Below are 20,001 nucleotides of genomic sequence, written 5' to 3' on the forward strand. Positions count from 1 at the left end.
ATGCACAATTAAATTGTGTACAATGTAATTGTTAGCGATACAAGAGAAGTCGAATTTTAGTCAACATAAATCCAATCAACTAAAGGAGTTTTACAAATGAAAACATTATATGAAACAACAGTCATCAATACAGGTGGACGTCAAGGAATCGTACAATCTCCAGATAACGTGTTTATGTTGGATGTTGCTGCACCACCTGAACTGGGAGGACAAGTGACGACAGCTACCAATCCGGAGCAGTTGTTTGCAGCAGGGTATAGCGCTTGTTTTAACTCCGCACTGGAGTTTCAATTGAAAAAACACAAAGTTGAAATTGAAAGAAGTACTGTTGCTGCAACCGTGATGTTGGTGACGGACTCTGAGGATAACGGCGTGAAACTTCAAGTTGATTTGGAAGTTAAAATTCTCGGTCTGGATGAGGAGACAGCACAGAAATTTGTGAAACTTGCTCATGACTACTGCCCATATTCCAAAGGAATCAAAGGGAACGTGAATGTTAACGTGGAACTGGCGTAAGGTGTAATCACTGAAATGATTTGTTCTTGATAAGAAGCCTCCGAGAAATCGGAGGCTTTTTTGATTTATTTTGCTCCGTTGTAAGATGCGCCTTAACCGGAAAAAACAATAATTATGATTGCGATATACCTATAGGGGGTATAATAAAGGATATAAATACAATTAAAGGAGTGCGGACACATGAAAAAGTACTTAATGAACATATCGACTATCTTGATCGTAAGCAGTTTGATTTTGGGTGGATGTGGCAAGGAGACTCAGCAGACTATAGAGAGTAACGATGACAGTCATACAGCCACCGCAGGTGAGATGCACCATTCTGAATCTGGAGAGCTACCGGAAGGATTGCGGGAGAAAAGCAATCCTACCTTTCCAGTAGGAAGCCAGGCAATGATGATTGCCGATCACATGTCGGGCATGAAGGGGGCAACAGCAAAGATTGTTGGAGCTTATGAGACTACGGTATATGCAGTGACGTATACCCCAACCACAGGCGGAGATCCCGTGCAGAATCATAAATGGGTTATTCATGAGGAAATACAGGACCATACCGATCAATCGTATAAGGTAGGTTCTGAGGTGCTGTTAAGCGCTGATCACATGAAAGGAATGAAGGGTGCCAAGGCCACAATTGAGTCTGCTGAACAAACAACGGTATATATGGTTGATTACACCCCGACAACAGGGGGAGATTTGATAAAAAACCACAAATGGGTCATAGAAGAAGAATTATCTGCGATCCAATAGAACCAATTGCATGAAAAAGCTCTTTTATACAGAAAAATCAAATTCATACTCAATTATGGGTTATAATGGTATTAAGATTATACAAAACTGCTGAAAGGGGAATGTACTTATGATGGATTTTAGCAAACCACCCCATGGCTCTGAGACGGATACACACCGTCAGCGTCATCAGGAGAATGAACAGAAATACCTGTCCGGAGGCAAAAGCATTTGGTATGAAATCAGCAACTGGCTCATTCTCGGGGGTATCCTCCTTGTCATATTTTTATTATTTAAATACGTATTTTAAATAGACACACAACCGGGCGGATCCCCATATGATGCATTACATCAGTAAGCACTTGGGGAAATGGGGAATCCGGGATGGCAAAAGCAAAGGGAAAGAAAGCTCCCGCATTAAAGAGTGACAAAATCCGTGTATCCATGAAGTTGGTCACTTCCGATGTATGCGAGAGATGTAAAACACCATGTACACGAGGCATGGATTACGCTGCGCGGATGCGAATCGAAGGGGCTATAGGCAAGGGTGTTCCCTGTATCCTGACCCGCCATACTTCATCATAACCCTTCGTCTAATTCCGTAGTTATAACATGAATAGAACAGAGGCATCCTTTAATGAGGAGAGCCTCTATTTGTGCATTCCAAGGGGTGGAAAAAATTCTGGATAAAAAATGAAAAATGATGAAAAACAGCGCAACTTTGTGGATGAATGTACAGTATAAATGTACAACAGCTAGCAGCAGGGGAGGGAATATTGACGGGATGAAATGGAAACGAGTATTGCTTTGTGTCACGGTATTCTCCTTGCTCGGCGGGTCTTTATTGTTTGCAGATTCGGTGAACGAGAAGATTCGTGTTCTCATTAACGGCAAGGAAGCAGCTGATGGAGGTTATCTCATTGATGGAACGACCTATGTACCTGTAAGGGAAGCTGGAGGCGTCGTCAAATGGGATAGCAGTAACAAGAGAGTAACGGTGATCAAACCGAATGTACATATTTTTCTCTTCAAGGGAGACACTGTATTTGGCAACGTTAACGTAGGGAAGCTGAAATTCAATGTATTTTCCCAAGTGGACAGTCTGACAGCAGATGTAGCTGCGGTGAAAGTAACGATTACCAATCCAAGCGGTCAGGTGAAGGATATCCAGTCACAGGAGCTTACAACACAGAAGGATAACTTCTGGTTCCGTACTTACGATTTTACGTACGATTTCAGTCGTGCCGGCAAGTATCAAGTCGGCTTTCATATTAAAGAAAATGCAAACAGCAGTTACGTCCTGGTAGCGGAGAAAATCATTACAGCGCTGAACGATTGAAGCGGAAATAACCCTGTGAGTTAAATTGACCTGGGTCATTGAACATGTTACGATATGCAAGGTTACACAATTTCTATTTATAAAGCGAGGTATTTCAATGAGCGATCACACACATGAACACGGCGATGGCTGCGGATGCGGGCAAGACCACGACCACGACCACGAGCATGAAGAAGTCCTTCTCACATTAACAGACGAGAACGGCCAAGACGTGGAGATGGTTTTGGTGGAGACGTTTGACGTGGAGAAGCATGTTTATGCGCTCCTGCTGGAACGTAACAATCCTGAAGCTGACGGCATCATCCTGCGTATGGAAGAAGAAGACGAGGAAATGGTGCTCTACAATATTGAAGACGAAGAAGAGTGGAACCGCGTTGAAGCGGCTTACAACGAACTCGTTGCATCACAAGAATAGTCATTCTTTTGGAACATAACATGAAGGCTCCTTGATTTCAGGGGGCCTTTTGTTTGCTTTTAAAGAGGTGGACGAGCTGTTTATGACCTGATTGAACGACGAAATAGACGGGAAAATGCAAACTCACTTGTCCGACAAAATAAAAAAAAGACCAAGCGTAAGGCTTGGCCCTTCAAGTTTATCCCTGCTCAGCGCTAGGGGGTGTTTTAGAAAATGGCATCGGCTTCCACGATCACTTTAACGTTGGTTACGCTGCGATCTTCGGGTCCTTTGACAGGCAATCCAACTTCGACATGGTCGATGATGTAGTCGATGTTCTCTTGGGTGATAACTTCACCCGGTAACAGGATCGGAATTCCTGGCGGATAGACATAGATGAATTCCGAGATAATACGTCCTGCGGATTCCTTAAACGGAATCACTTCGGTATCACCGTAGAATGCATCACGTGGCGTTAGCATCAACTGTGGAATATCCGGAACTTTGACCACCAGTTCATGAGCCGGGTTCACTTGATAATAGGTACGGGAGAGATCCTGCAGAGCGTTCAGCAAGATATCCACGCTGTCGTCCGTATCTCCTGGCGTGATGAGACACAGAATATTGTACATATCACTAAGTTCGACCTCGATGTTGTAATGCTCACGCAGCCAGTTCTCGGTCTCATACCCTGTAATACCTAGATGGCGAACATGGACCGTAACTTTGGTTGGATCGTAATTGAAGGTCGCTTCCGTACCCAGCAGCTCTTTACCGAAGCAATACAGTCCATCCATATCGTTAATCGAACGTCTGGCAAACTCAGCTAGTTCAATCGCCTTCTGTGCAATCTCACGACCGTGGAGTGCCAGGTTACGTCTGGATGTGTCGAGCGAAGCAAGCAAAATGTATGAAGTTGATGTTGAGGTGAGCAGACTCAGGATCGTCTGTACACGCTGTGGATTCACGAATCCATTCTTCGTGTTCAGGTTGAGTACGGAACTCTGTGTCATGGAGCCACCAAGCTTGTGAACACTGGTTGCAGCCATATCGGCACCTGCTGCCATCGCAGACAACGGCAGATCCTCATGGAAATGAATGAGTACGCCATGTGCTTCATCAACAAGTACAGGGACTTGGTAGCTGTGTGCCAGCTCAACAATTTCTTTTAGGTCTGTAACTACGCCGTAATAGGTCGGGTTAATGACAAGCAATGCCTTGGCATCCGGATGACGCTCAAGTGCACGGCGGATAGACTGTGTGGTCACTCCATGGTCAATACCCAGATTGGCATCTTGTGAAGGAGAAACAAATACGGGTTTGGCGCCTGAGAAAATAATGGCGGACAGAACCGATTTATGCACATTACGGGGCACAATAATTTTGTCACCCGGTGAGCATACAGATAGAATCATGGTCATAATGGCACTGCTTGTGCCTTGTACACTAAAATAGGTATAATCGGCTCCGAAGGCATCTGCTGCCAAAATCTGTGCTTCCTGAATGACACCGGTTGGCTGATGCAGGTCATCCAGCGGTGCGATGTTAATCAAATCTATGGAGAAGGCATTATCGCCAATAAATTCACGGAATTCGGTATCCGCTCCCAATCCTTTTTTATGGCCCGGAATATGAAACTGTACCGGATTGAGTGCCGCATGATTTTTTAAAGCGGTAAACAGCGGCGTACGGTGGTGATTCATTATTGCTGTCACAACCCTTCCTAATAAAATTGGTAAACAAAGATGAGTATAGCAAATTAAGACCCGAATGCAACAGGTATAATCGACAATTTTTTAAATTGCCGAGATTTGGGCACATTCCCCACGGTTACACTAAGGATAGGGAATAGGTAAATGAACGCCGAAAGGGGAAAAAGAATGCAAACTGATACAAAACCAGCCAAAATTTTGCGGTCTCCATTTTTTATCGCGATGTGGCTGACACTTTTTCTAGTTGAAATTATCAAAGGAGCGCTGTTGGTAGCCGTTTTGCCCGTGTATATGGATAATATTCTGGGTCTGTCCGCAGGCGTCATTGGTGTGGCATTTGCTCTTCAATATCTGGGAGATAATCTGTTCCGGGCGCCTTCCGGCTGGGCAGCAGAACGGATCGGATTCCGCGCAACGATGGTCACAGCACTAATCTGTACCTTAATCGCTGTTATTATGATCCTTTTTCTCAAAAGTGCCTTTGGACTGGCTATGGCCTGTCTGATTCTTGGCATTGGTACGTCACCGCTCTGGCCTTGCGCCATGACAGGGGTGACTGCGATGTCAGGCCCACAGAACAAGAATGGTACAGCAATGGGAGCGCTGGAGATGGCCGCTCTGGGCGGTACAGGCCTTGGACCAATTGGCATGAACTGGTTGCTGGAGCGTACGCACCATGATTATCGCACCATATTTCTTGTGTTGATGGGTTGTGCCATTCTCGTTATTCTGGTGGCCATGATTCTTCCTGGACGTGTCATTGTCGAAGGAGAGGAGCATGCCGAGCAAGCGGCGAAGAATCGAGATGTGAAATATCCAGCCAAACCAAACTTGCTCACGCCGTTCATCCGACTGCAAAAGAGTGTGAAGGGCACACTGCAGCGGGTTCGCAGCACGCTTAATGTTAATCCGTTAGTGTATCCTGCCTTGTTTATGCAGTCGTTTGTCATTGGGCTGCTCAGTCCAGTAATTACGCTATATACACGCACAGACCTGCATATCTCACCCAACCTGTATAGTTTGTTGTTGATTGCGGGGGGTGGAATAACTGTTATTGCGTTACTGCCTGTAGGTAAAATGGTAGACAGGTTTGGTACGAAACCGTTCCTGAACGTTGGTTTTTTGATGGCGTCAGCAAGTCTGTTCGCATTTTCCTCCATAACATCCATTCCGGTAGTCTTTGGTGTTGTTATGTTGGTGGGCGTCAGTTATGCCATGATTCTGCCCGCCTGGAATGCGTTTGTAGCCACACTGATTCCCAAAGGGGAGCGGGGAGCGATCTGGGGATTCTTCCTCACTTTGCAGGGATCGGGTATGGTTGTAGGTCCTATTGTTTCCGGATTGTTGTGGGACCACGTTAGCCATCCGGCACCATTCATTGGCAGTGCCGTCGTCATGGCAGGACTTGCCGTAGTACATTTTGTACTATCCCGCAATCCGTTTCGCACCGCTCCAGCCAAATAAAATAGAAAAAAGGGAGTTCCGTCAACCTTCATGGTTGTGGAGCTCCCTTTTTGATGTCTGTTATAACATGAAAATCGGGGGCTTGCCCCTGTGCGCTTGCGGAAAGCTGTAGTGCTGCCGTCCTTTCGGTGAAAAATAGTCAAATAACCAAGTACCCTTACATAAAATGAAGTATAAAATAGGGTAAGCCGATTGAGTAGAAGCGATTGAAGACGAGGGCCGGAGCAGATCCGGTACAGATGGAGGGAGTGCCGTGAATAAGAGTTATGAAGTTGAATATTGCAATCTGGAGCTGCGGTTCAACCGTCGGCATATCCAAAATTTGATCAGAGACCTTATTCGTGAGGGATATTCACTATATTGGAGCGAGGACGAATCCTTTTTTATACTGTCAGTCCGGACCGGCCGTAAGCTGGTAAAGCTCCGCTTTCAACAGACACGCACGGGGAACTATAAGATGACTGGGGATTACATCATTAAGGACGCAAAGCTTGCAGAATGGCTGGAGAAGCTGATTGGAGATACACGCGGGCATGCAGTTGTGAAGCGGTTTAAGGATCAGCAGATGACGGTGGAGAACATTTTATTCGGTGAAGTGATTCGCCTCGTGGAAGTTTCCGGGTTCAAGCAACGTGTAATCTTTCAAAAAGAACCTGCGCCGACGGCGGAAGAGATGGAAGAAATGTTCCTCTCGCGCGAAGGCGAGGAAAGGCTCATGTTGTTGCGCATGGAAGTGGACGATGAATTGGAGCGTCTCCACACTGCCATACTGACGGATAATGTAGACAAAGCAAATGCTTGCCGTGAAGTCTTAAAACAACTGTCCGGACATCTATTAATGTTGGAAGGTTGAGGAACGGTTAACGCTGTAAGGTGAATGAAAACTGTTCTCGAAAAAAACATCAACTCATATCAAAACCCTGGCGCAAGCCAGGGTTTTATTTGTATGTAGAGGGCATTAGGGACGACAAGGGTCAATGATAGAGTGTTCCGAGCTTTCAATGAAGGCATCGAATTCATCCAATCCTACGGATAACAAGAGATTGGCTTCATATGAGGTGATGGGGATGGCCCATAGTAACGGAATCGTTTCATGGCCAACGTATATCTGTTCCAGGGATTCGCTTTCGCCTCGCAATTCATCGAGGAGAAAGGCGGTTACGGTCCATCGGGAGGGTGCTAATTCGCTCGGTGTCATCACACGCGGAACCGTTGAATCCGGTACATTTTCGATGTGATGGGAGATTAGATCGGCCATATAAGAGTTCACACGCTCCACACTCTCACCACCGAGATTGGATTGCAGCGCGAGCATCCATTCCGACTCGACCTTCTCTCCTGATGGACGACATGCCTGAGACAATCCGACTGTTGCGAATCTGGCGATGTCTGCATGCGCGGTGGGAGGGAAATAATAAATTTCGATATAAATGCCTCGGTTCGGCTTCGAAAGAACGGTTCTGAGCTCTGGCATACCCCATTCATGGATATAAGACCCCAACAAAAAGGTTCTGCGAATATCCATTGAAAATTGTTCTTGCTTTGAAAGCTGTTCCCACGCCATGTGTTATAATCCTCCTTCTTGAGTCCAGGTTCAATGGCTATGATTATACCATCAGATGTACAATATTGGATTACTTTGGTATGAGACAGAGTGATCCCCACTGTATTTATGAAAATACGATGAACACCTCAGCAGATTGGGGTGTTTTCTCGTTGCGTAGATGTGTCACGGGGTTCACTTCTATACATAAAACCGTTAAAATGGGAGTATTGTTGAGAATTTATTTCAATAAAATTAATTGGAGCAAAGGATGGAGGACCAGATGACAAAACAACAAATTGGCGTGATTGGCCTGGCTGTCATGGGCAAAAATTTGGCCCTTAACATTGAAAGCAAAGGTTTCTCAGTATCGGTATATAACCGTTCCCCCGAGAAAACCAATGATCTTCTGAAAGAAGCTGAAGGTAAAAACCTGACAGGTTCATTCTCCATTGAAGAGTTCGTAGCATCCCTGGAATCCCCGCGCAAAATTTTGATCATGGTACAAGCCGGCAAAGCGACCGACGCTACCATTGAACAACTGCTTCCTCACCTGGATGAGGGTGATATCATCATCGATGGAGGGAACGCATACTTCCCTGACACGCAACGTCGCAGTAAAGAGTTGGAAGACAAAGGCATTCGCTTCATCGGTACAGGTGTATCCGGTGGTGAAGAAGGCGCACTGAAAGGCCCTTCCATCATGCCTGGTGGACAGGAAAGTGCCTATAAACTGGTTGAACCGATCCTGACGGCGATTTCAGCCCATGTCGGTGACGATCCATGTTGTACATATATTGGACCTGATGGTGCCGGACACTATGTGAAAATGGTGCATAACGGTATTGAGTACGGAGATATGCAGTTGATCGGTGAAGCGTACCACTTGCTCAAATCCGTATTGAACGTTTCCGTTGAAGAGCTTCATGCGATCTTTACGGAATGGAATCAAGGAGAGCTGGATAGTTATCTGATCGAAATCACAGCAGATATCTTCTCCAAATATGATCCAGAAACAGGCAAACCAATGGTTGACGTTATTCTGGACGCTGCTGGACAAAAAGGAACTGGTAAATGGACAAGCCAAAGTGCGCTGGATCTCGGCGTTCCATTGTCCATGATTACAGAATCCGTATTCTCCCGTTTCCTGTCTGCCATGAAGGACGAGCGTGTAGCAGCTAGCAAAATCCTGAGTGGACCAGCAACTGAAGCATTCTCTGGCGACAAAAAAGCGTTCATCGAGAACGTTCGTAAAGCATTGTTTGCAAGTAAAATCGTATCCTATGCACAAGGATTTGCACAAATGCGTGCAGCTTCCGATGAGTATGGCTGGGATCTGAAATACGGCAACATTGCCATGATCTTCCGCGGTGGATGTATCATCCGTTCGCAGTTCCTGCAAAACATCAAGGAAGCTTATGATAAAGATGCAGCTTTGAAAAACTTGCTCTTGGATCCTTACTTCCAAAACATCGTTGAGTCATATCAAGGCGCATGGCGTGAAGTTGTAGCGGCTGCTGTAAAACAAGGTGTTCCCGTACCTGGTTTCTCCAGTGCATTGTCTTACTACGACAGCTACCGTACAGAGCGTTTGCCAGCAAACTTGCTGCAAGCACAACGTGACTACTTTGGTGCTCACACGTTCAAACGTGTGGACAAAGAAGGCAGCTTCCACCACAACTGGATGGAGTAGTACCACCTATACGAATCGATGAGATTTGGGTTGAGCGTCTTAAAGTGGCAGATTTGGCCTGCTAAGAGGCTTAAAAGAGGTTTGGCGTTCCGGTGATTGCCGGTTAACGCCAGGCCTCTTTTGGTCTTTCCCAGTCCGCAGGGCTGTGTTATGATAGGACAAAAGTGCTCACGAATTGCTTGAATTAAAGGAGTGTACACCTTGAGCAAGTCTAACAATATTATTCTCATCGGCATGATGGGAACCGGCAAATCAACCGTCGCTGACATGCTCGCCCGCGAGCTTGGTTACCGATTGATTGATGTGGACGCCGCGGTGGAAAAAGAAGAAGGCTGTGCGATTCCGGAACTGTTCACCAGCAAGGGAGAGACATATTTCCGTGATGCCGAGAGCCGCACGCTGTGTTCGGTACTGGAGAAAAAGTCACAGGTCATAGCGACCGGAGGTGGCGTGGTGCTGCGTTCGGATAATTGTGACGTGATGTTGGAAAATGGTTGGGTTGTTGCTCTGACTGCTGATCCGGCAGTGATTGTGGAGCGTGTTAGCGGCTGCGACAATCGTCCACTTCTTGCAGGAAATGCGGAGGAACGCATCAAGACGATAATGGAAGAGCGGAAAGACGCATACCGGTTCGCACATTATACGGTGGATACAACCGAGTTATCCGCTGCTGAAGTGACTCGTTTAATTTTAGCGCATTACCGCGTCTAAGCTTGTTATCATCGAAGTTTGATGGTTGATAGATGGTGGCAGATATAACAAAACGGGCCATATTGGCCCGTTCGTTTCTAGGAGCAGAGTAGGTTAGAGGTCTAAAGTTACTATGACTTCGATCCGCTCCACATTACTCTAGTCTTCCTGTTGCCACTGAAGCATACCGCCGACCATGTTTGTACAGCCTTCGTATCCCAGTTGCTGCAGATATTCACAGGCACGCTCACTGCGGTAACCGCTACGACAGATGATTACGATCTCGCCTGATTTTTCAATCTCAGACAATCGGTCCGGAATCTGTCCAAGCGGGATATGCTTGGCTCCTTCGATCATGCCTTGCGCCACTTCATCGTCCTCGCGGACGTCTATCATCTGCAGCTTCTCTCCCGCCTGTAAACGGCGGCGCAGCTCAGACGTTTCAATTTCAGCTATTTGTGTCATATTCAGGTCCTCTTTTCTGTATGGACTTAACGCCTATAATGATACCCAAGCGATGCACGGAATGTCAATTTGGCGACAATATAATCAATGAAGGAGAATTTCATCCATGGACGTTATTGTTAAACCAACCCCCACTCTGAACGGGGAAATCGGGGCTCTGTCCTCCAAAAACTACACTACCCGCTATTTGCTGGCTGCTGCGCTGGCAGAAGGCACAAGTACCATTCATTTCCCGGCACACAGTGAAGACAGTGACGCCATGCGCAGATGTATTCGTGATCTTGGGGCTGAACTTGAAGAAGACGACAGCAAGATTGTAATCAAGGGCTTCGGCAGTCATCCCCGTGATGTGCGTGAGTTGAATGTGGGGAATGCGGGTGCTGTACTTCGTTTCCTCATGGGAGTTACAGCGCTTTGTCCAGACGTTACATTTGTAAATACGTACCCGGATTCGCTGGGTAAACGTCCGCATGATGACCTGATTGATGCGCTTGGTCAACTGGGTGTAGAAGTACAGCACGAACAAGGACGCCTACCGATTACAATCAAAGGTGGCAATGCCAAGGGTGGATACATTCGTGTATCCGGCTCCGTCAGCTCCCAGTATCTGAGCGCATTGTTGTTTGTTACGCCTTTGCTTGCAGAAGACAGCACCATTGAAGTGCTGGATGACCTGAAGTCCAAGGTCGTTATTGGACAGACGCTGGAAGTGCTGGAGCAAGCAGGCATCGTTATCCATGCAAGTGATGATTACATGTCCTTCCGTGTACCAGGTGGACAGGCATACCAGCCAACGACTTATACCGTACAAGGGGATTACCCTGGATCAGCAGCGGTTCTTGCAGCAGCAGCGGTTACACAGTCTGATGTGAAAATTCTGCGCCTGATGGAGCAGAGCAAACAGGGCGAACGTGCCATCGTTGACGTGCTGCGCATGATGGAAGTGCCATTGACACATGAGAACGATGTCGTACACGTTCAAGGAAATGGCAGACTGAAAGCAATCGAATTCGACGGGGATGCCGCAACGGACGCGGTTTTGGCTATGGTAGCCGCAGCTGTGTTTGCGGAAGGCACTTCTCGGTTCTATAATGTAGAGAACCTGCGTTACAAGGAATGTGACCGAATCACTGATTACTTGAACGAACTGCGGAAGGCAGGAGCGAACGTTGAAGAGCGTCAAGCTGAGATTATCGTACACGGACGTCCGGAAGGTGTTGAAGGCGGCGTTGAGATTAACGCTCACTTCGATCATCGCGTAATTATGGCGCTCACTGTTGTCGGTCTGCGTTCCAAGGAGCCGCTTCGTATTCGGGATGCACACCATGTAGCCAAGTCTTATCCGCAATATTTCGATCATTTGCAGGCGCTTGGCGCCTCGGTTCAATGGGTAAAAGAGTAAATAGCTGAGAATCAGTCTTTTGAACACGCACTTTAATCAGAAAAGGATGGTGCTTGAACATGGAATTTAACAACCCTACTCGTGAAGAAATTGGACAACTTTTGCGCAAAGCAGGCAACATCGCAGTCGTCGGCTTGTCAGACAAATCAGATCGCACTTCCTATATGGTGGCCGAAGCCATGCAGAGCAGAGGCTATCGCATTATCCCGGTTAACCCACAGGTGCAAGGTGAAATTCTTGGAGAGACGGTATATGCTACGCTTGCGGATATTCCGGAGCCAGTAGACATCGTCAATGTGTTTCGTCGCGATGAGTTCTGTGCGGATGTAGCTCGTGACGCTGCTGCCATCAAAGCCAATGTCCTGTGGCTTCAACTTGGCATCCATAGTGATGAGGCGGTTCAGATTGCGGCGGAGAACGGCATGACAGCGGTAACGAATCGTTGTATCAAGGTAGAGGATTCCATCGTTCTGCGCGGCGCTGGACGTGGCTGAGAGGCCTGTTCATCTCGGATCGGTTAATATCCTGATCTGACCCAATTGAATGATTGCAGGATAGATCCCGTTAACTTTGAAGTTGACGGGATTTTTTCTGTTCTATTTTTGCTATATAAAATGACCAATGGGTTACTGTTTTGCTTTGACAAAACGTTGCGCAAAGCTTACCATCTAGGATAGAAAGGAGAGGTCGCCATGAATTGGCTCGGATCCTTGCAGCAGCTCGGACGAGCGGTAATGCTGCCTACAATGGTCCTGCCCGCCGCCGCAATTTTGCTCAGTGTTGGCAGTCTGCCTTGGGACGCCTGGGGATTAAGTGTTGTCGGTGAAGTGTCTACCGTGGCCGGACACGGCATTTTTTATTTTTTGCCGTATTTGTTCGCTGTCGGTGTAGCACTGGGACTCTCCAACCAGGCCGGACAAGCGGGACTTGCTGCTCTGGCTGGTATCGTGATATATGATCAGGTGACTCGGAACTTTGGTGACGGCACCGTTCAGCCCGCTTCCTTAATCGGAATCATACTCGGCGCGCTTGCCGGTGGGATGCATAATCGGTTTAAAAGCATTAAACTGCCCGAAATTTTGCAATTTTTCGGGGGTTCAAGGTTTGTTTTGCTCATCGTCGGACTCTGTTCCGCATTGTTCTCCTGCTTTATGTTATGGATCGCTCCGATTTTACAGCATGGATTGAATGCCATTGCCACATGGGAATACAGTCTCGGCGGTTTTGGATTGTTCATTTACGGGGTGTTATACAGGGTATTGGTCGCTTTTGGACTTCATCATCTGCTTAACAATGTATTTTGGTTCCAGTTAGGAACATTCGAAACACCTGATGGTAACATTGTACAAGGGGATTTGCCCCGATTTTTTGCAGGAGACCCCACCGCAGGATTCTTTATGGCGGGTTTGTTTCCCATCATGATGTTTGCCATTCCGGCAATAGCCTTTGCTATAATTCAGGAAGCCAGGGAAGATCTGAAACCAAAAATCAAGAAAACGTTTCTGACATCGGCACTCGTTTGTTTTCTAACCGGGGTATCGGAACAGATTGAGTTTGCTTTTTTGTTCGCCGCACCTTATCTGTTCATCGTGCATGCAGTCATGTCCGGTGTTGCGATGTGGATCAGTTACTGGCTCGATATCCGGCATGGATTTTCGTACTCCGCAGGTATTATTGATTACATACTCAATTTCCATCTATCGGAGAATGCTTGGAAGCTCATTCCGATTGGCATACTATATGGGCTGGTTTATTACTTCCTGTTCCGATGGGCGATTCGTACGTTCAAGATTCCAACACCAGGACGTGAAGAGGGCTCCATGCTGGAAGATTGGGTAGGCAACATTCCTTATCAGGCACCTCTAATCCTCGAAGCATTGGGTGGGAAGAGTAATATTGTACAGGTTGAGGCATGTATTACACGTCTTCGCCTGACCGTGCATGATGACCGCCTGATCGACACGGGTGCCATGAAGAGTATGGGGTCCGCTGGATTAATCAAGCTGGGTGGCGGTAACGTACAGGTGGTATTCGGTACCTATTCGGAATTGATTCGGGAAGAAATCGCGAAGCTATTGGAAAGAGATCTGCAACAGGTTCTGTTCTGTGCTCCCGTTCAGGGAAAAATGTTACCCATTGAAGAGGTGCCGGATCAGATTTTTGCAGCCAAGCTTGTTGGGGATGGAGTAGCCTTTGTTCCAGAACGCGGAGAGCTGGTATCACCGGTGTATGGAACGATTATGCACTTGTATCCGACCATGCATGCCTTGGGGATTTCCACTCGGGAGGGGCTTGAGGTGTTATTGCATATCGGCATTGATACCTCTCAGTTAAAAGGCCATTTTGAAGCTTTTGTTCAGGAGGGCGATACAGTGGAGCCAGGGCAGTTGTTGATCAAGTTTGATCTTGCGGTACTTCGCGAGCAAGCGGCGTCACTGACAACCCCAATGGTAATTACGAATCCCGATCGAGTAAAATCATGGAGCTTTGCTCCATTTAAGCAAGTGAAGAAAGGTCAGGCATCCGTCATGTCCGTGGTGCTCTATGACAGGAACGTTGGAGGGGTAGAATGAAGATACAAGGCATCAACGGAGCTGCAGGCATAGCCATCGGCAAAGCATTTGTCCTGCCCAGTTGGGAATGGGATCTGCCGGATCAGAAGATGGATTCGGTAGATCTCGCCCAAGAGTTCGAACGGCTGTATGAGGGCATACGGACATCTAAGGATGAGATTGAATATATCAAGAATGAGTTCAAGGAAGTCGTGGGGCCGGAGGAGTCCAGTATTTTTGATGCACATCTGGCCATCCTCGAGGATCCAGTATTCATGAACGAAATTCGGGGCATTATCGAGCGTCAGTACAAGGCGGCAGAAGTGGCAGTCAAAGAAGCCATAGACCATTTTGTCACGATGTTTGACTTGCTGGAAGACGAGTATATGAAGGAGCGGGCCATTGACATCAAGGATGTAGGTAATCGTCTGCTCAAGCATCTGCTTGGTGCACCGGAGATTACACTCCCTTCGGATACACAGCCGTATGTACTTGTTGCCAAAGAACTATCGCCATCTCAATTAGCACATCTGAATCCCAGTCATGTCCTGGGCATTGTAACCTTGATTGGCGGGAAGACTTCACATTCTGCAATAATGGCTCGTGCGCTTGGCATTCCTCTCGTTTCCGGTCTGGAAGCGAGTCTTGGCATGCCGGTTGAGACTGGTGATATGCTTGTGGTGGATGGTGATAATGGCTTGGTATTTACCGACCCGGATCGCAAGACAATTGAACGGTATACCATGCTTCGCAGCAAACAGCTGAAGAAAAAAGAACAACTTCAGGTGCTTGCTACGGTGGATGCTGTAACCAAAGACGGGGCTATATTACACCTCGCTTCCAATATCAGTTCTGTGAAGGAACTGGATCTGGCTTTGAAACATGGAGCCAAGGGCGTAGGCTTGTTCCGGACAGAGTTTCTATATATGGATCGGGCTACATTTCCGGGTGAGCAGGAGCAGTATGAGGTGTACCGCCTTGTGGCAGAGAAGACGGCAGGACAATCCGTTGTCATTCGTACTCTGGATATCGGTGGTGACAAGCAACTGGATTACTTCGAATTGCCGGAAGAAGACAATCCGTTTCTGGGTTACCGTGCAATACGAATTAGTCTGGACCGTAAAGACCTGTTCAAAACACAGCTTACAGCCATTCTGCGTGCCAGCGCTGCTGGCAATGTGAAAATCATGTACCCGATGATCTCTTCGGTGGAAGAGCTTCAACAAGCCAATGAGATTCTTCGTGAGGCGATGTCCGATCTGGACGAGCGGGGATTATCATACGACCCTCATATTCAGGTAGGGATCATGATTGAAGTTCCTGCAGCGGTGATGATTGCTGATCTGCTGGCGGAGGAGGCGGATTTCTTCAGTATAGGAACGAACGATCTGGTTCAATATGTACTGGCAGTAGATCGAATGAATGAGCAGATCGCTCATATGTATCACCCTTATCATCCGGCTGTTCTGCGGATGCTTCGTGCCACAGCGGATGCGGCGCATACGGCAGGAATTGATGTTAGTGTGTGCGGAGAGATGGCAGGGGACGAGCGTGCCATTCCGCTTTGGCTGGAGCTTGGTATTCGCCACTTGAGTATGTCTCCGCAATCTCTGTTGCGTGTGAAGCACCGAGTGCTGAACACAACAGCATCGGACGCCAAAGAAGAAGCTCGAAAGTGCTTCGCCCTGCGGACCAGCGGAGATATTGAGGAGCGATTGCAAGTCTTTAATGACTCCACAGGAAGCCCGGATGAACAAAGTGGTTCGAATGCATCGTGATTGGGATAAATGGATATAAATACCTTTAAGTTAATATATTTACATTCGTGATAATTATTTGTTGGAAAGCTTGTTATATAAAATAACCCCACTGTGTATGAGAGCGCAGTGGGGTTATTTTTACTTGTCAGCGAGGGCATCACAGAATGCCTTGCCGTAAGGTGGAAGGTCCGGTGGACGACGTGCCGAGATGATATGTCCATCAACAACAACCGCTTCATCTTTCCAGATCGCACCTGCATTTTCCATGTCATCCCGAATGCCTGGTGTAGAGGTTACCGTAACTCCGTCCAGAATTTTGGCAGAGATTAGTACCCATCCTGCATGACAGATCTGTCCAATCGGTTTCCGGTCTGCATTCATTTCCTTCACGAGTTCCAGAACTTTGGGATAACGACGCAGCTTATCTGGCGCCCAGCCGCCTGGTACAAGAATGCCATCGTACTCTGAACTGTCCAGTTCATCGAAACTATATTCAGCTTCAGCAGGCACACCGTATTTGCCAATATAGGTTTTTCCTTTTTTCTCTCCAGCAAGATGCACTTCTGCACCTTCTTCACGAACACGATGCACAGGGTACCATAATTCCAAATCCTCGAATTCTTCATCGACCAGAGCGATGACTTTTTTACCGGTTAATCTCATGTTCATCTCTCCTTTTGCTGTAATTAGGTATGTCGCGTCTCTAATTGTAACAGATTCTACAAGGGACTTCATGGTTGTGCATATGCAGTGTGGAGGAAGCGATTACAAGTCAGTAATTACCTGCATTCGACAACCTTCACCTGGAGGGAGTGGTAATTTGTGCAACCTTTCTTTTGCAGCAGGATTTGAGCCGAAATAGGTCGAATGGTACTTATATAGAGTATAGAACGAATGAGGTGAGGGTGTGCGCAAGTCGTGCAGATGTGGACATGTAATGGAGTTGGAATTAAGAACCGTAGTATACGCCAAAAAAGTGGAGATTCGAAACGTACCCGTATTTGCGTGTACAGACTGTGTATCATACGAAGTGCTTCCTCCGGTCAAGCCGGACTTAACAGAATGCATTAGTACATTGGGTGAACAGCCCGTGAAGCAGGACGTATCTTTTGGTGAACGTAATGAATTGGCAGACCTGTTTCATGAGCAACTGCTGGCCTGGCCGGATGCGACCGATCGGGAGATGCAATATCGGATGCAGCAAGCGGTAGAGGAACGTATCAATCTGTTGCTGGACATCATGGGTTACGCAACGAAGTCTGGAGATACAGTTTGGATAGAGACCACGGAGCGCAGGTTAAGTCAATTATCCGGATTTGTGTGGCAGGAGTACTTCTCGAATGCTGTCTAATTTTGACGTGCAAAATGTTTGTTTTCATGAAAATTGGCTTTTTCGCGCGCTTTTTGTTAAGATATCGAAGAGTGAAAACGCTCAACATAGCGGTATTCCTGGTAAAGGGGGATGTATATCTAATGGCTGACATGACTAAAATGACAAGTATTGAACAGCTAAACTCCGCAGTAGAGGCTACCGAGGATCAACCCTTGCTTCTGTTTAAGCACAGTACGCGCTGTCCGATCAGCTCGAACGCTTATCAGGAGATGAACGATTATTTGCATAATAATGCCAATGAAAATGTGAAATACGGTATCATCTATGTTGTGGAAGATCGCCCGGTATCGAATGAAGCAGCAGAGAAACTGGGTGTTAAGCATGAATCTCCACAGGCGATCCTGATTAAAAAGGGAATTCCTGTATGGCATACTTCCCATTCAGATATTACTAGAGCTACACTTACGAATGTTTTGAGTGAGTCCTAAAGCCTATTTTAATTGATTAATGCAAAAATTTGTCGTAATATAAATCTTAATGAAAATGGTATGAAAATTTACTGGTAATGGAGAGAAGTACTGTGACGGTAACCATTTATGATGTGGCACGTGAAGCTGGAGTGTCTATGGCAACGGTATCACGGGTAGTTAATAATAACCCTAATGTCAAACCGCAAACGCGGAAAAAAGTATATGAAGCCATCGAACGATTGGGATATCGTCCGAATGCGGTAGCCAGAGGTCTGGCAAGCAAGAAGACAACCACGGTCGGGGTCGTTATTCCGGATATTTCGAACTCAACCTTCGCGGAGATTGCCCGCGGAATTGAAGATATTGCGAATATGTATCACTACAACATTATTTTGTGTAATGCAGATAAGAAGAAAGAAAAAGAAATTCGTGTTATTAACACGTTGCTCGAAAAACAAGTGGATGGATTGCTCTTCATGGGCGGAACAGTAACAGACGAACACATTCAGGCGTTCCAGTCTGCTGCTGTGCCAATCGTACTTTGTGCAACGAGTGATGAGAAGGGTACATTCCCATCCGTGGATATTGACCATGAAGCAGCAGCGTTTGATGCGGTAAACACCCTGATTCGTCATGGACACAAGGAAATTGCGATGATCAGTGGTACACTGCAAGATCCAGCGAATGGTTATGCCCGTTTCCAAGGATACAAAAAAGCACTGGAAGCAGCCGGGATCGAATACCAGGAGGATCTTGTTCGAATCGGTAACTATCGGTATGAATCCGGTGTTGAAGCGATGAAATATTTCCTTGGACTCAAGAAAAAACCATCAGCTATCTTTGCTGCAACAGATGAAATGGCTATTGGTGCCATTCACAGCATTCAGGATGACGGTCTGAAAGTACCGGATGACTTCTCCATTATTAGTGTGGATAACATCCGTATGGCTTCCATGGTGCGTCCTCAGTTGACGACAGTGGCACAGCCAATGTACGATCTTGGCGCAGTTGCGATGCGTTTGCTGACCAAGCTGATGAAGAAGGAAAATGTGGAGAATCCACGGGTTATTTTGCCGCATGAAACGATTCTTCGTCTTTCTGTAAGTCATGCAGATGTAGTGTAATCGGGATTATATACAGGAAAGAGAGAAACCTCTCTCTCTACATAGTGGATATGCGAAAGCTCCGGAGACGGAGCTTTTGTGCTGAATGAGGTTGAAAGTGAAAACAGGAGGTATCAGAAGATGCGTGAAACGATTGGCATTATCGGAGCGATGGATGAGGAAGTAGCGCTTTTGCTTGCAGGTATGAAACAGCTTGAGACGGTCAAACAGACCGGGATTACATACGTTGCAGGCGAATGGCTGGGCAAGCAAATTGTCGTGTGCAAATCCGGCGTAGGTAAAGTAAATGCAGCGGTTACGACACAGATTTTGATTGATCGTTTTCAGGTGAATCGCATTATCTTCACAGGTGTTGCGGGGGCGGTTAACCCGGAGCTGAATATTGGAGATATGGTTATATCATCCGTATGTGTTCAGCACGACATGGATGTAACGCCACTGGGGTTTAAACGCGGGGTTATTCCTTACCAGGAGACATCTGCATTCCCTGCCGAGGCTTCGCTTATTACACTGGCTGAAGAGGCATGTAAAGCGCTGGGGGCCCATTATTTGATTGGTAAAGTATTATCGGGAGACCAGTTTATTGCCAATAAAGATACCGTTAACATGTTATATACCGAAATGGACGGTGCATGTGCCGAAATGGAAGGGGCAGCAGTCGCTCAGGTTTGTTACATGAATCGTGTACCATTTGTTGTCCTGCGTGGAATGTCAGATAAAGCGGATGGCTCGGCGCATGTCAACTTTGCTGAATTTACCGTGGAATCTTCCCAGCGTTCGCATCGTATTGTGGAGCATATGTTAGAAAATATGTAAAG

Annotated in this window: 22 protein-coding genes; 18 read left to right on the forward strand and 4 right to left on the reverse strand. The window is 46.8% G+C overall.

Features of this window, described 5'->3' with window-relative positions; translation table 11 throughout:
- Nucleotides 1–96: 96 nt before the first annotated feature.
- The 6 genes from ACX9NY_RS03050 (at nucleotide 97) to ACX9NY_RS03075 (ending at nucleotide 2,996) form a co-directional block, all read left to right on the forward strand.
- The gene (locus ACX9NY_RS03050) at nucleotides 97–516 is read left to right on the forward strand and encodes an organic hydroperoxide resistance protein (RefSeq protein WP_017687397.1); all 420 of its coding nucleotides are present in this window, start codon (nucleotides 97–99) and stop codon (nucleotides 514–516) included.
- Nucleotides 517–696: 180 nt separating this feature from the next.
- Entirely contained in the window at nucleotides 697–1,263 is a 567-nt protein-coding gene (locus ACX9NY_RS03055; RefSeq protein WP_472477018.1) for a YdhK family protein, read from the forward strand.
- A 109-nt stretch (nucleotides 1,264–1,372) separates the two neighbouring features.
- Nucleotides 1,373–1,552: a hypothetical protein gene (locus tag ACX9NY_RS03060; RefSeq protein WP_017687398.1), complete on the forward strand. Its 180-nt coding sequence runs from the start codon at nucleotides 1,373–1,375 to the stop codon at nucleotides 1,550–1,552.
- A gap of 74 nt (nucleotides 1,553–1,626) precedes the next feature.
- Nucleotides 1,627–1,827, forward strand: coding sequence for a hypothetical protein (locus ACX9NY_RS03065; protein WP_133385501.1), 201 nt, complete (start codon nucleotides 1,627–1,629; stop codon nucleotides 1,825–1,827).
- Nucleotides 1,828–2,026: 199 nt separating this feature from the next.
- Entirely contained in the window at nucleotides 2,027–2,581 is a 555-nt protein-coding gene (locus tag ACX9NY_RS03070) for a copper amine oxidase N-terminal domain-containing protein (protein ID WP_253439155.1), read from the forward strand.
- Nucleotides 2,582–2,678: 97 nt separating this feature from the next.
- A complete protein-coding gene (locus tag ACX9NY_RS03075; protein ID WP_036614722.1) occupies nucleotides 2,679–2,996 on the forward strand; it encodes a DUF1292 domain-containing protein in 318 nt (105 codons plus the stop codon).
- Between the two features lie 206 nt (nucleotides 2,997–3,202).
- Here the strand turns inward: ACX9NY_RS03075 and ACX9NY_RS03080 are convergent, their stop codons facing one another.
- Nucleotides 3,203–4,678 carry an aminotransferase class I/II-fold pyridoxal phosphate-dependent enzyme gene (locus tag ACX9NY_RS03080; protein WP_278299186.1) on the reverse strand — a complete coding sequence of 492 codons (1,476 nt, stop codon included), beginning with the start codon at nucleotides 4,676–4,678 and terminating at the stop codon, nucleotides 3,203–3,205.
- 177 nt (nucleotides 4,679–4,855) lie between these two features.
- Here ACX9NY_RS03080 and ACX9NY_RS03085 point away from each other — a divergent pair, with 177 nt between their 5' ends.
- Nucleotides 4,856–6,151, forward strand: a complete 1,296-nt coding sequence (locus ACX9NY_RS03085; RefSeq protein WP_339235758.1) for an MFS transporter — start codon at nucleotides 4,856–4,858, stop codon at nucleotides 6,149–6,151.
- A 253-nt stretch (nucleotides 6,152–6,404) separates the two neighbouring features.
- Complete coding sequence (locus ACX9NY_RS03090) at nucleotides 6,405–7,004, forward strand: hypothetical protein (RefSeq protein ID WP_472477022.1); 600 nt, start codon at nucleotides 6,405–6,407, stop codon at nucleotides 7,002–7,004.
- Nucleotides 7,005–7,109: 105 nt separating this feature from the next.
- Here ACX9NY_RS03090 and ACX9NY_RS03095 read toward each other — a convergent pair whose 3' ends face one another.
- Nucleotides 7,110–7,715, reverse strand: a complete 606-nt coding sequence (locus ACX9NY_RS03095) for a suppressor of fused domain protein (protein WP_472477024.1) — start codon at nucleotides 7,713–7,715, stop codon at nucleotides 7,110–7,112.
- A gap of 262 nt (nucleotides 7,716–7,977) precedes the next feature.
- Here ACX9NY_RS03095 and gndA point away from each other — a divergent pair, with 262 nt between their 5' ends.
- Both gndA and ACX9NY_RS03105 read left to right on the forward strand, forming a co-directional pair.
- The gene (gene gndA, locus ACX9NY_RS03100; RefSeq protein ID WP_339256345.1) at nucleotides 7,978–9,387 is read left to right on the forward strand and encodes an NADP-dependent phosphogluconate dehydrogenase; all 1,410 of its coding nucleotides are present in this window, start codon (nucleotides 7,978–7,980) and stop codon (nucleotides 9,385–9,387) included.
- Nucleotides 9,388–9,588: 201 nt separating this feature from the next.
- Nucleotides 9,589–10,098 (forward strand): shikimate kinase, encoded by a 510-nt coding sequence (locus ACX9NY_RS03105; protein ID WP_472477026.1) that lies wholly within the window; start codon nucleotides 9,589–9,591, stop codon nucleotides 10,096–10,098.
- A 138-nt stretch (nucleotides 10,099–10,236) separates the two neighbouring features.
- On the opposite strand, the gene ACX9NY_RS03110 is transcribed toward ACX9NY_RS03105, so the two are convergent.
- Entirely contained in the window at nucleotides 10,237–10,542 is a 306-nt protein-coding gene (locus ACX9NY_RS03110) for a rhodanese-like domain-containing protein (RefSeq protein WP_017687407.1), read from the reverse strand.
- Nucleotides 10,543–10,648: 106 nt separating this feature from the next.
- Here ACX9NY_RS03110 and aroA point away from each other — a divergent pair, with 106 nt between their 5' ends.
- From aroA to ptsP, 4 genes are all read left to right on the forward strand, one after another.
- On the forward strand, nucleotides 10,649–11,944 hold the full coding sequence (aroA, locus tag ACX9NY_RS03115) for a 3-phosphoshikimate 1-carboxyvinyltransferase (RefSeq protein ID WP_342570632.1): 1,296 nt from the start codon (nucleotides 10,649–10,651) through the stop codon (nucleotides 11,942–11,944).
- Nucleotides 11,945–12,003: 59 nt separating this feature from the next.
- Nucleotides 12,004–12,438, forward strand: a complete 435-nt coding sequence (locus ACX9NY_RS03120) for a CoA-binding protein (protein WP_091014241.1) — start codon at nucleotides 12,004–12,006, stop codon at nucleotides 12,436–12,438.
- Nucleotides 12,439–12,636: 198 nt separating this feature from the next.
- A complete protein-coding gene (locus tag ACX9NY_RS03125) occupies nucleotides 12,637–14,517 on the forward strand; it encodes a glucose PTS transporter subunit IIA (RefSeq protein WP_342570631.1) in 1,881 nt (626 codons plus the stop codon).
- The gene (gene ptsP / locus ACX9NY_RS03130) at nucleotides 14,514–16,274 is read left to right on the forward strand and encodes a phosphoenolpyruvate--protein phosphotransferase (RefSeq protein WP_339235739.1); all 1,761 of its coding nucleotides are present in this window, start codon (nucleotides 14,514–14,516) and stop codon (nucleotides 16,272–16,274) included. Before ACX9NY_RS03125 ends, ptsP begins: the two co-directional genes overlap by 4 nt.
- A 120-nt stretch (nucleotides 16,275–16,394) precedes the next feature.
- Here the strand turns inward: ptsP and ACX9NY_RS03135 are convergent, their stop codons facing one another.
- Entirely contained in the window at nucleotides 16,395–16,919 is a 525-nt protein-coding gene (locus ACX9NY_RS03135) for a type 1 glutamine amidotransferase domain-containing protein (protein ID WP_339235737.1), read from the reverse strand.
- A gap of 274 nt (nucleotides 16,920–17,193) precedes the next feature.
- Here ACX9NY_RS03135 and ACX9NY_RS03140 point away from each other — a divergent pair, with 274 nt between their 5' ends.
- The 4 genes from ACX9NY_RS03140 to ACX9NY_RS03155 all read left to right on the forward strand — a co-directional run bounded on the left by ACX9NY_RS03140 (nucleotide 17,194) and on the right by ACX9NY_RS03155 (nucleotide 19,999).
- Nucleotides 17,194–17,607, forward strand: a complete 414-nt coding sequence (locus tag ACX9NY_RS03140) for a hypothetical protein (protein ID WP_339235734.1) — start codon at nucleotides 17,194–17,196, stop codon at nucleotides 17,605–17,607.
- A gap of 122 nt (nucleotides 17,608–17,729) precedes the next feature.
- A complete protein-coding gene (ytxJ, locus tag ACX9NY_RS03145; protein ID WP_339235732.1) occupies nucleotides 17,730–18,077 on the forward strand; it encodes a bacillithiol system redox-active protein YtxJ in 348 nt (115 codons plus the stop codon).
- A gap of 92 nt (nucleotides 18,078–18,169) precedes the next feature.
- Nucleotides 18,170–19,183, forward strand: coding sequence for a catabolite control protein A (gene ccpA, locus ACX9NY_RS03150; RefSeq protein ID WP_036614690.1), 1,014 nt, complete (start codon nucleotides 18,170–18,172; stop codon nucleotides 19,181–19,183).
- Nucleotides 19,184–19,303: 120 nt separating this feature from the next.
- Complete coding sequence (locus tag ACX9NY_RS03155) at nucleotides 19,304–19,999, forward strand: 5'-methylthioadenosine/adenosylhomocysteine nucleosidase (RefSeq protein ID WP_339235730.1); 696 nt, start codon at nucleotides 19,304–19,306, stop codon at nucleotides 19,997–19,999.
- The last annotated feature ends 2 nt before the right edge of the window (nucleotides 20,000–20,001 follow it).

The sequence above is a fragment of the Paenibacillus sp. CB74 genome (assembly GCF_055687625.1).

Coding starts and splice junctions, on each gene's coding strand:
- ACX9NY_RS03050 (WP_017687397.1), top strand. CDS start 97: ATGAAAACATTATATGAAACAACAGTCATCAATACAGGTGGACGTCAA.
- ACX9NY_RS03055 (WP_472477018.1), top strand. CDS start 697: ATGAAAAAGTACTTAATGAACATATCGACTATCTTGATCGTAAGCAGT.
- ACX9NY_RS03060 (WP_017687398.1), top strand. CDS start 1,373: ATGATGGATTTTAGCAAACCACCCCATGGCTCTGAGACGGATACACAC.
- ACX9NY_RS03065 (WP_133385501.1), top strand. CDS start 1,627: ATGGCAAAAGCAAAGGGAAAGAAAGCTCCCGCATTAAAGAGTGACAAA.
- ACX9NY_RS03070 (WP_253439155.1), top strand. CDS start 2,027: ATGAAATGGAAACGAGTATTGCTTTGTGTCACGGTATTCTCCTTGCTC.
- ACX9NY_RS03075 (WP_036614722.1), top strand. CDS start 2,679: ATGAGCGATCACACACATGAACACGGCGATGGCTGCGGATGCGGGCAA.
- ACX9NY_RS03080 (WP_278299186.1), bottom strand. CDS start 4,678: ATGAATCACCACCGTACGCCGCTGTTTACCGCTTTAAAAAATCATGCG.
- ACX9NY_RS03085 (WP_339235758.1), top strand. CDS start 4,856: ATGCAAACTGATACAAAACCAGCCAAAATTTTGCGGTCTCCATTTTTT.
- ACX9NY_RS03095 (WP_472477024.1), bottom strand. CDS start 7,715: ATGGCGTGGGAACAGCTTTCAAAGCAAGAACAATTTTCAATGGATATT.
- gndA (WP_339256345.1), top strand. CDS start 7,978: ATGACAAAACAACAAATTGGCGTGATTGGCCTGGCTGTCATGGGCAAA.
- ACX9NY_RS03110 (WP_017687407.1), bottom strand. CDS start 10,542: ATGACACAAATAGCTGAAATTGAAACGTCTGAGCTGCGCCGCCGTTTA.
- aroA (WP_342570632.1), top strand. CDS start 10,649: ATGGACGTTATTGTTAAACCAACCCCCACTCTGAACGGGGAAATCGGG.
- ACX9NY_RS03120 (WP_091014241.1), top strand. CDS start 12,004: ATGGAATTTAACAACCCTACTCGTGAAGAAATTGGACAACTTTTGCGC.
- ACX9NY_RS03125 (WP_342570631.1), top strand. CDS start 12,637: ATGAATTGGCTCGGATCCTTGCAGCAGCTCGGACGAGCGGTAATGCTG.
- ptsP (WP_339235739.1), top strand. CDS start 14,514: ATGAAGATACAAGGCATCAACGGAGCTGCAGGCATAGCCATCGGCAAA.
- ACX9NY_RS03135 (WP_339235737.1), bottom strand. CDS start 16,919: ATGAGATTAACCGGTAAAAAAGTCATCGCTCTGGTCGATGAAGAATTC.
- ACX9NY_RS03140 (WP_339235734.1), top strand. CDS start 17,194: ATGGAGTTGGAATTAAGAACCGTAGTATACGCCAAAAAAGTGGAGATT.
- ytxJ (WP_339235732.1), top strand. CDS start 17,730: ATGGCTGACATGACTAAAATGACAAGTATTGAACAGCTAAACTCCGCA.
- ACX9NY_RS03155 (WP_339235730.1), top strand. CDS start 19,304: ATGCGTGAAACGATTGGCATTATCGGAGCGATGGATGAGGAAGTAGCG.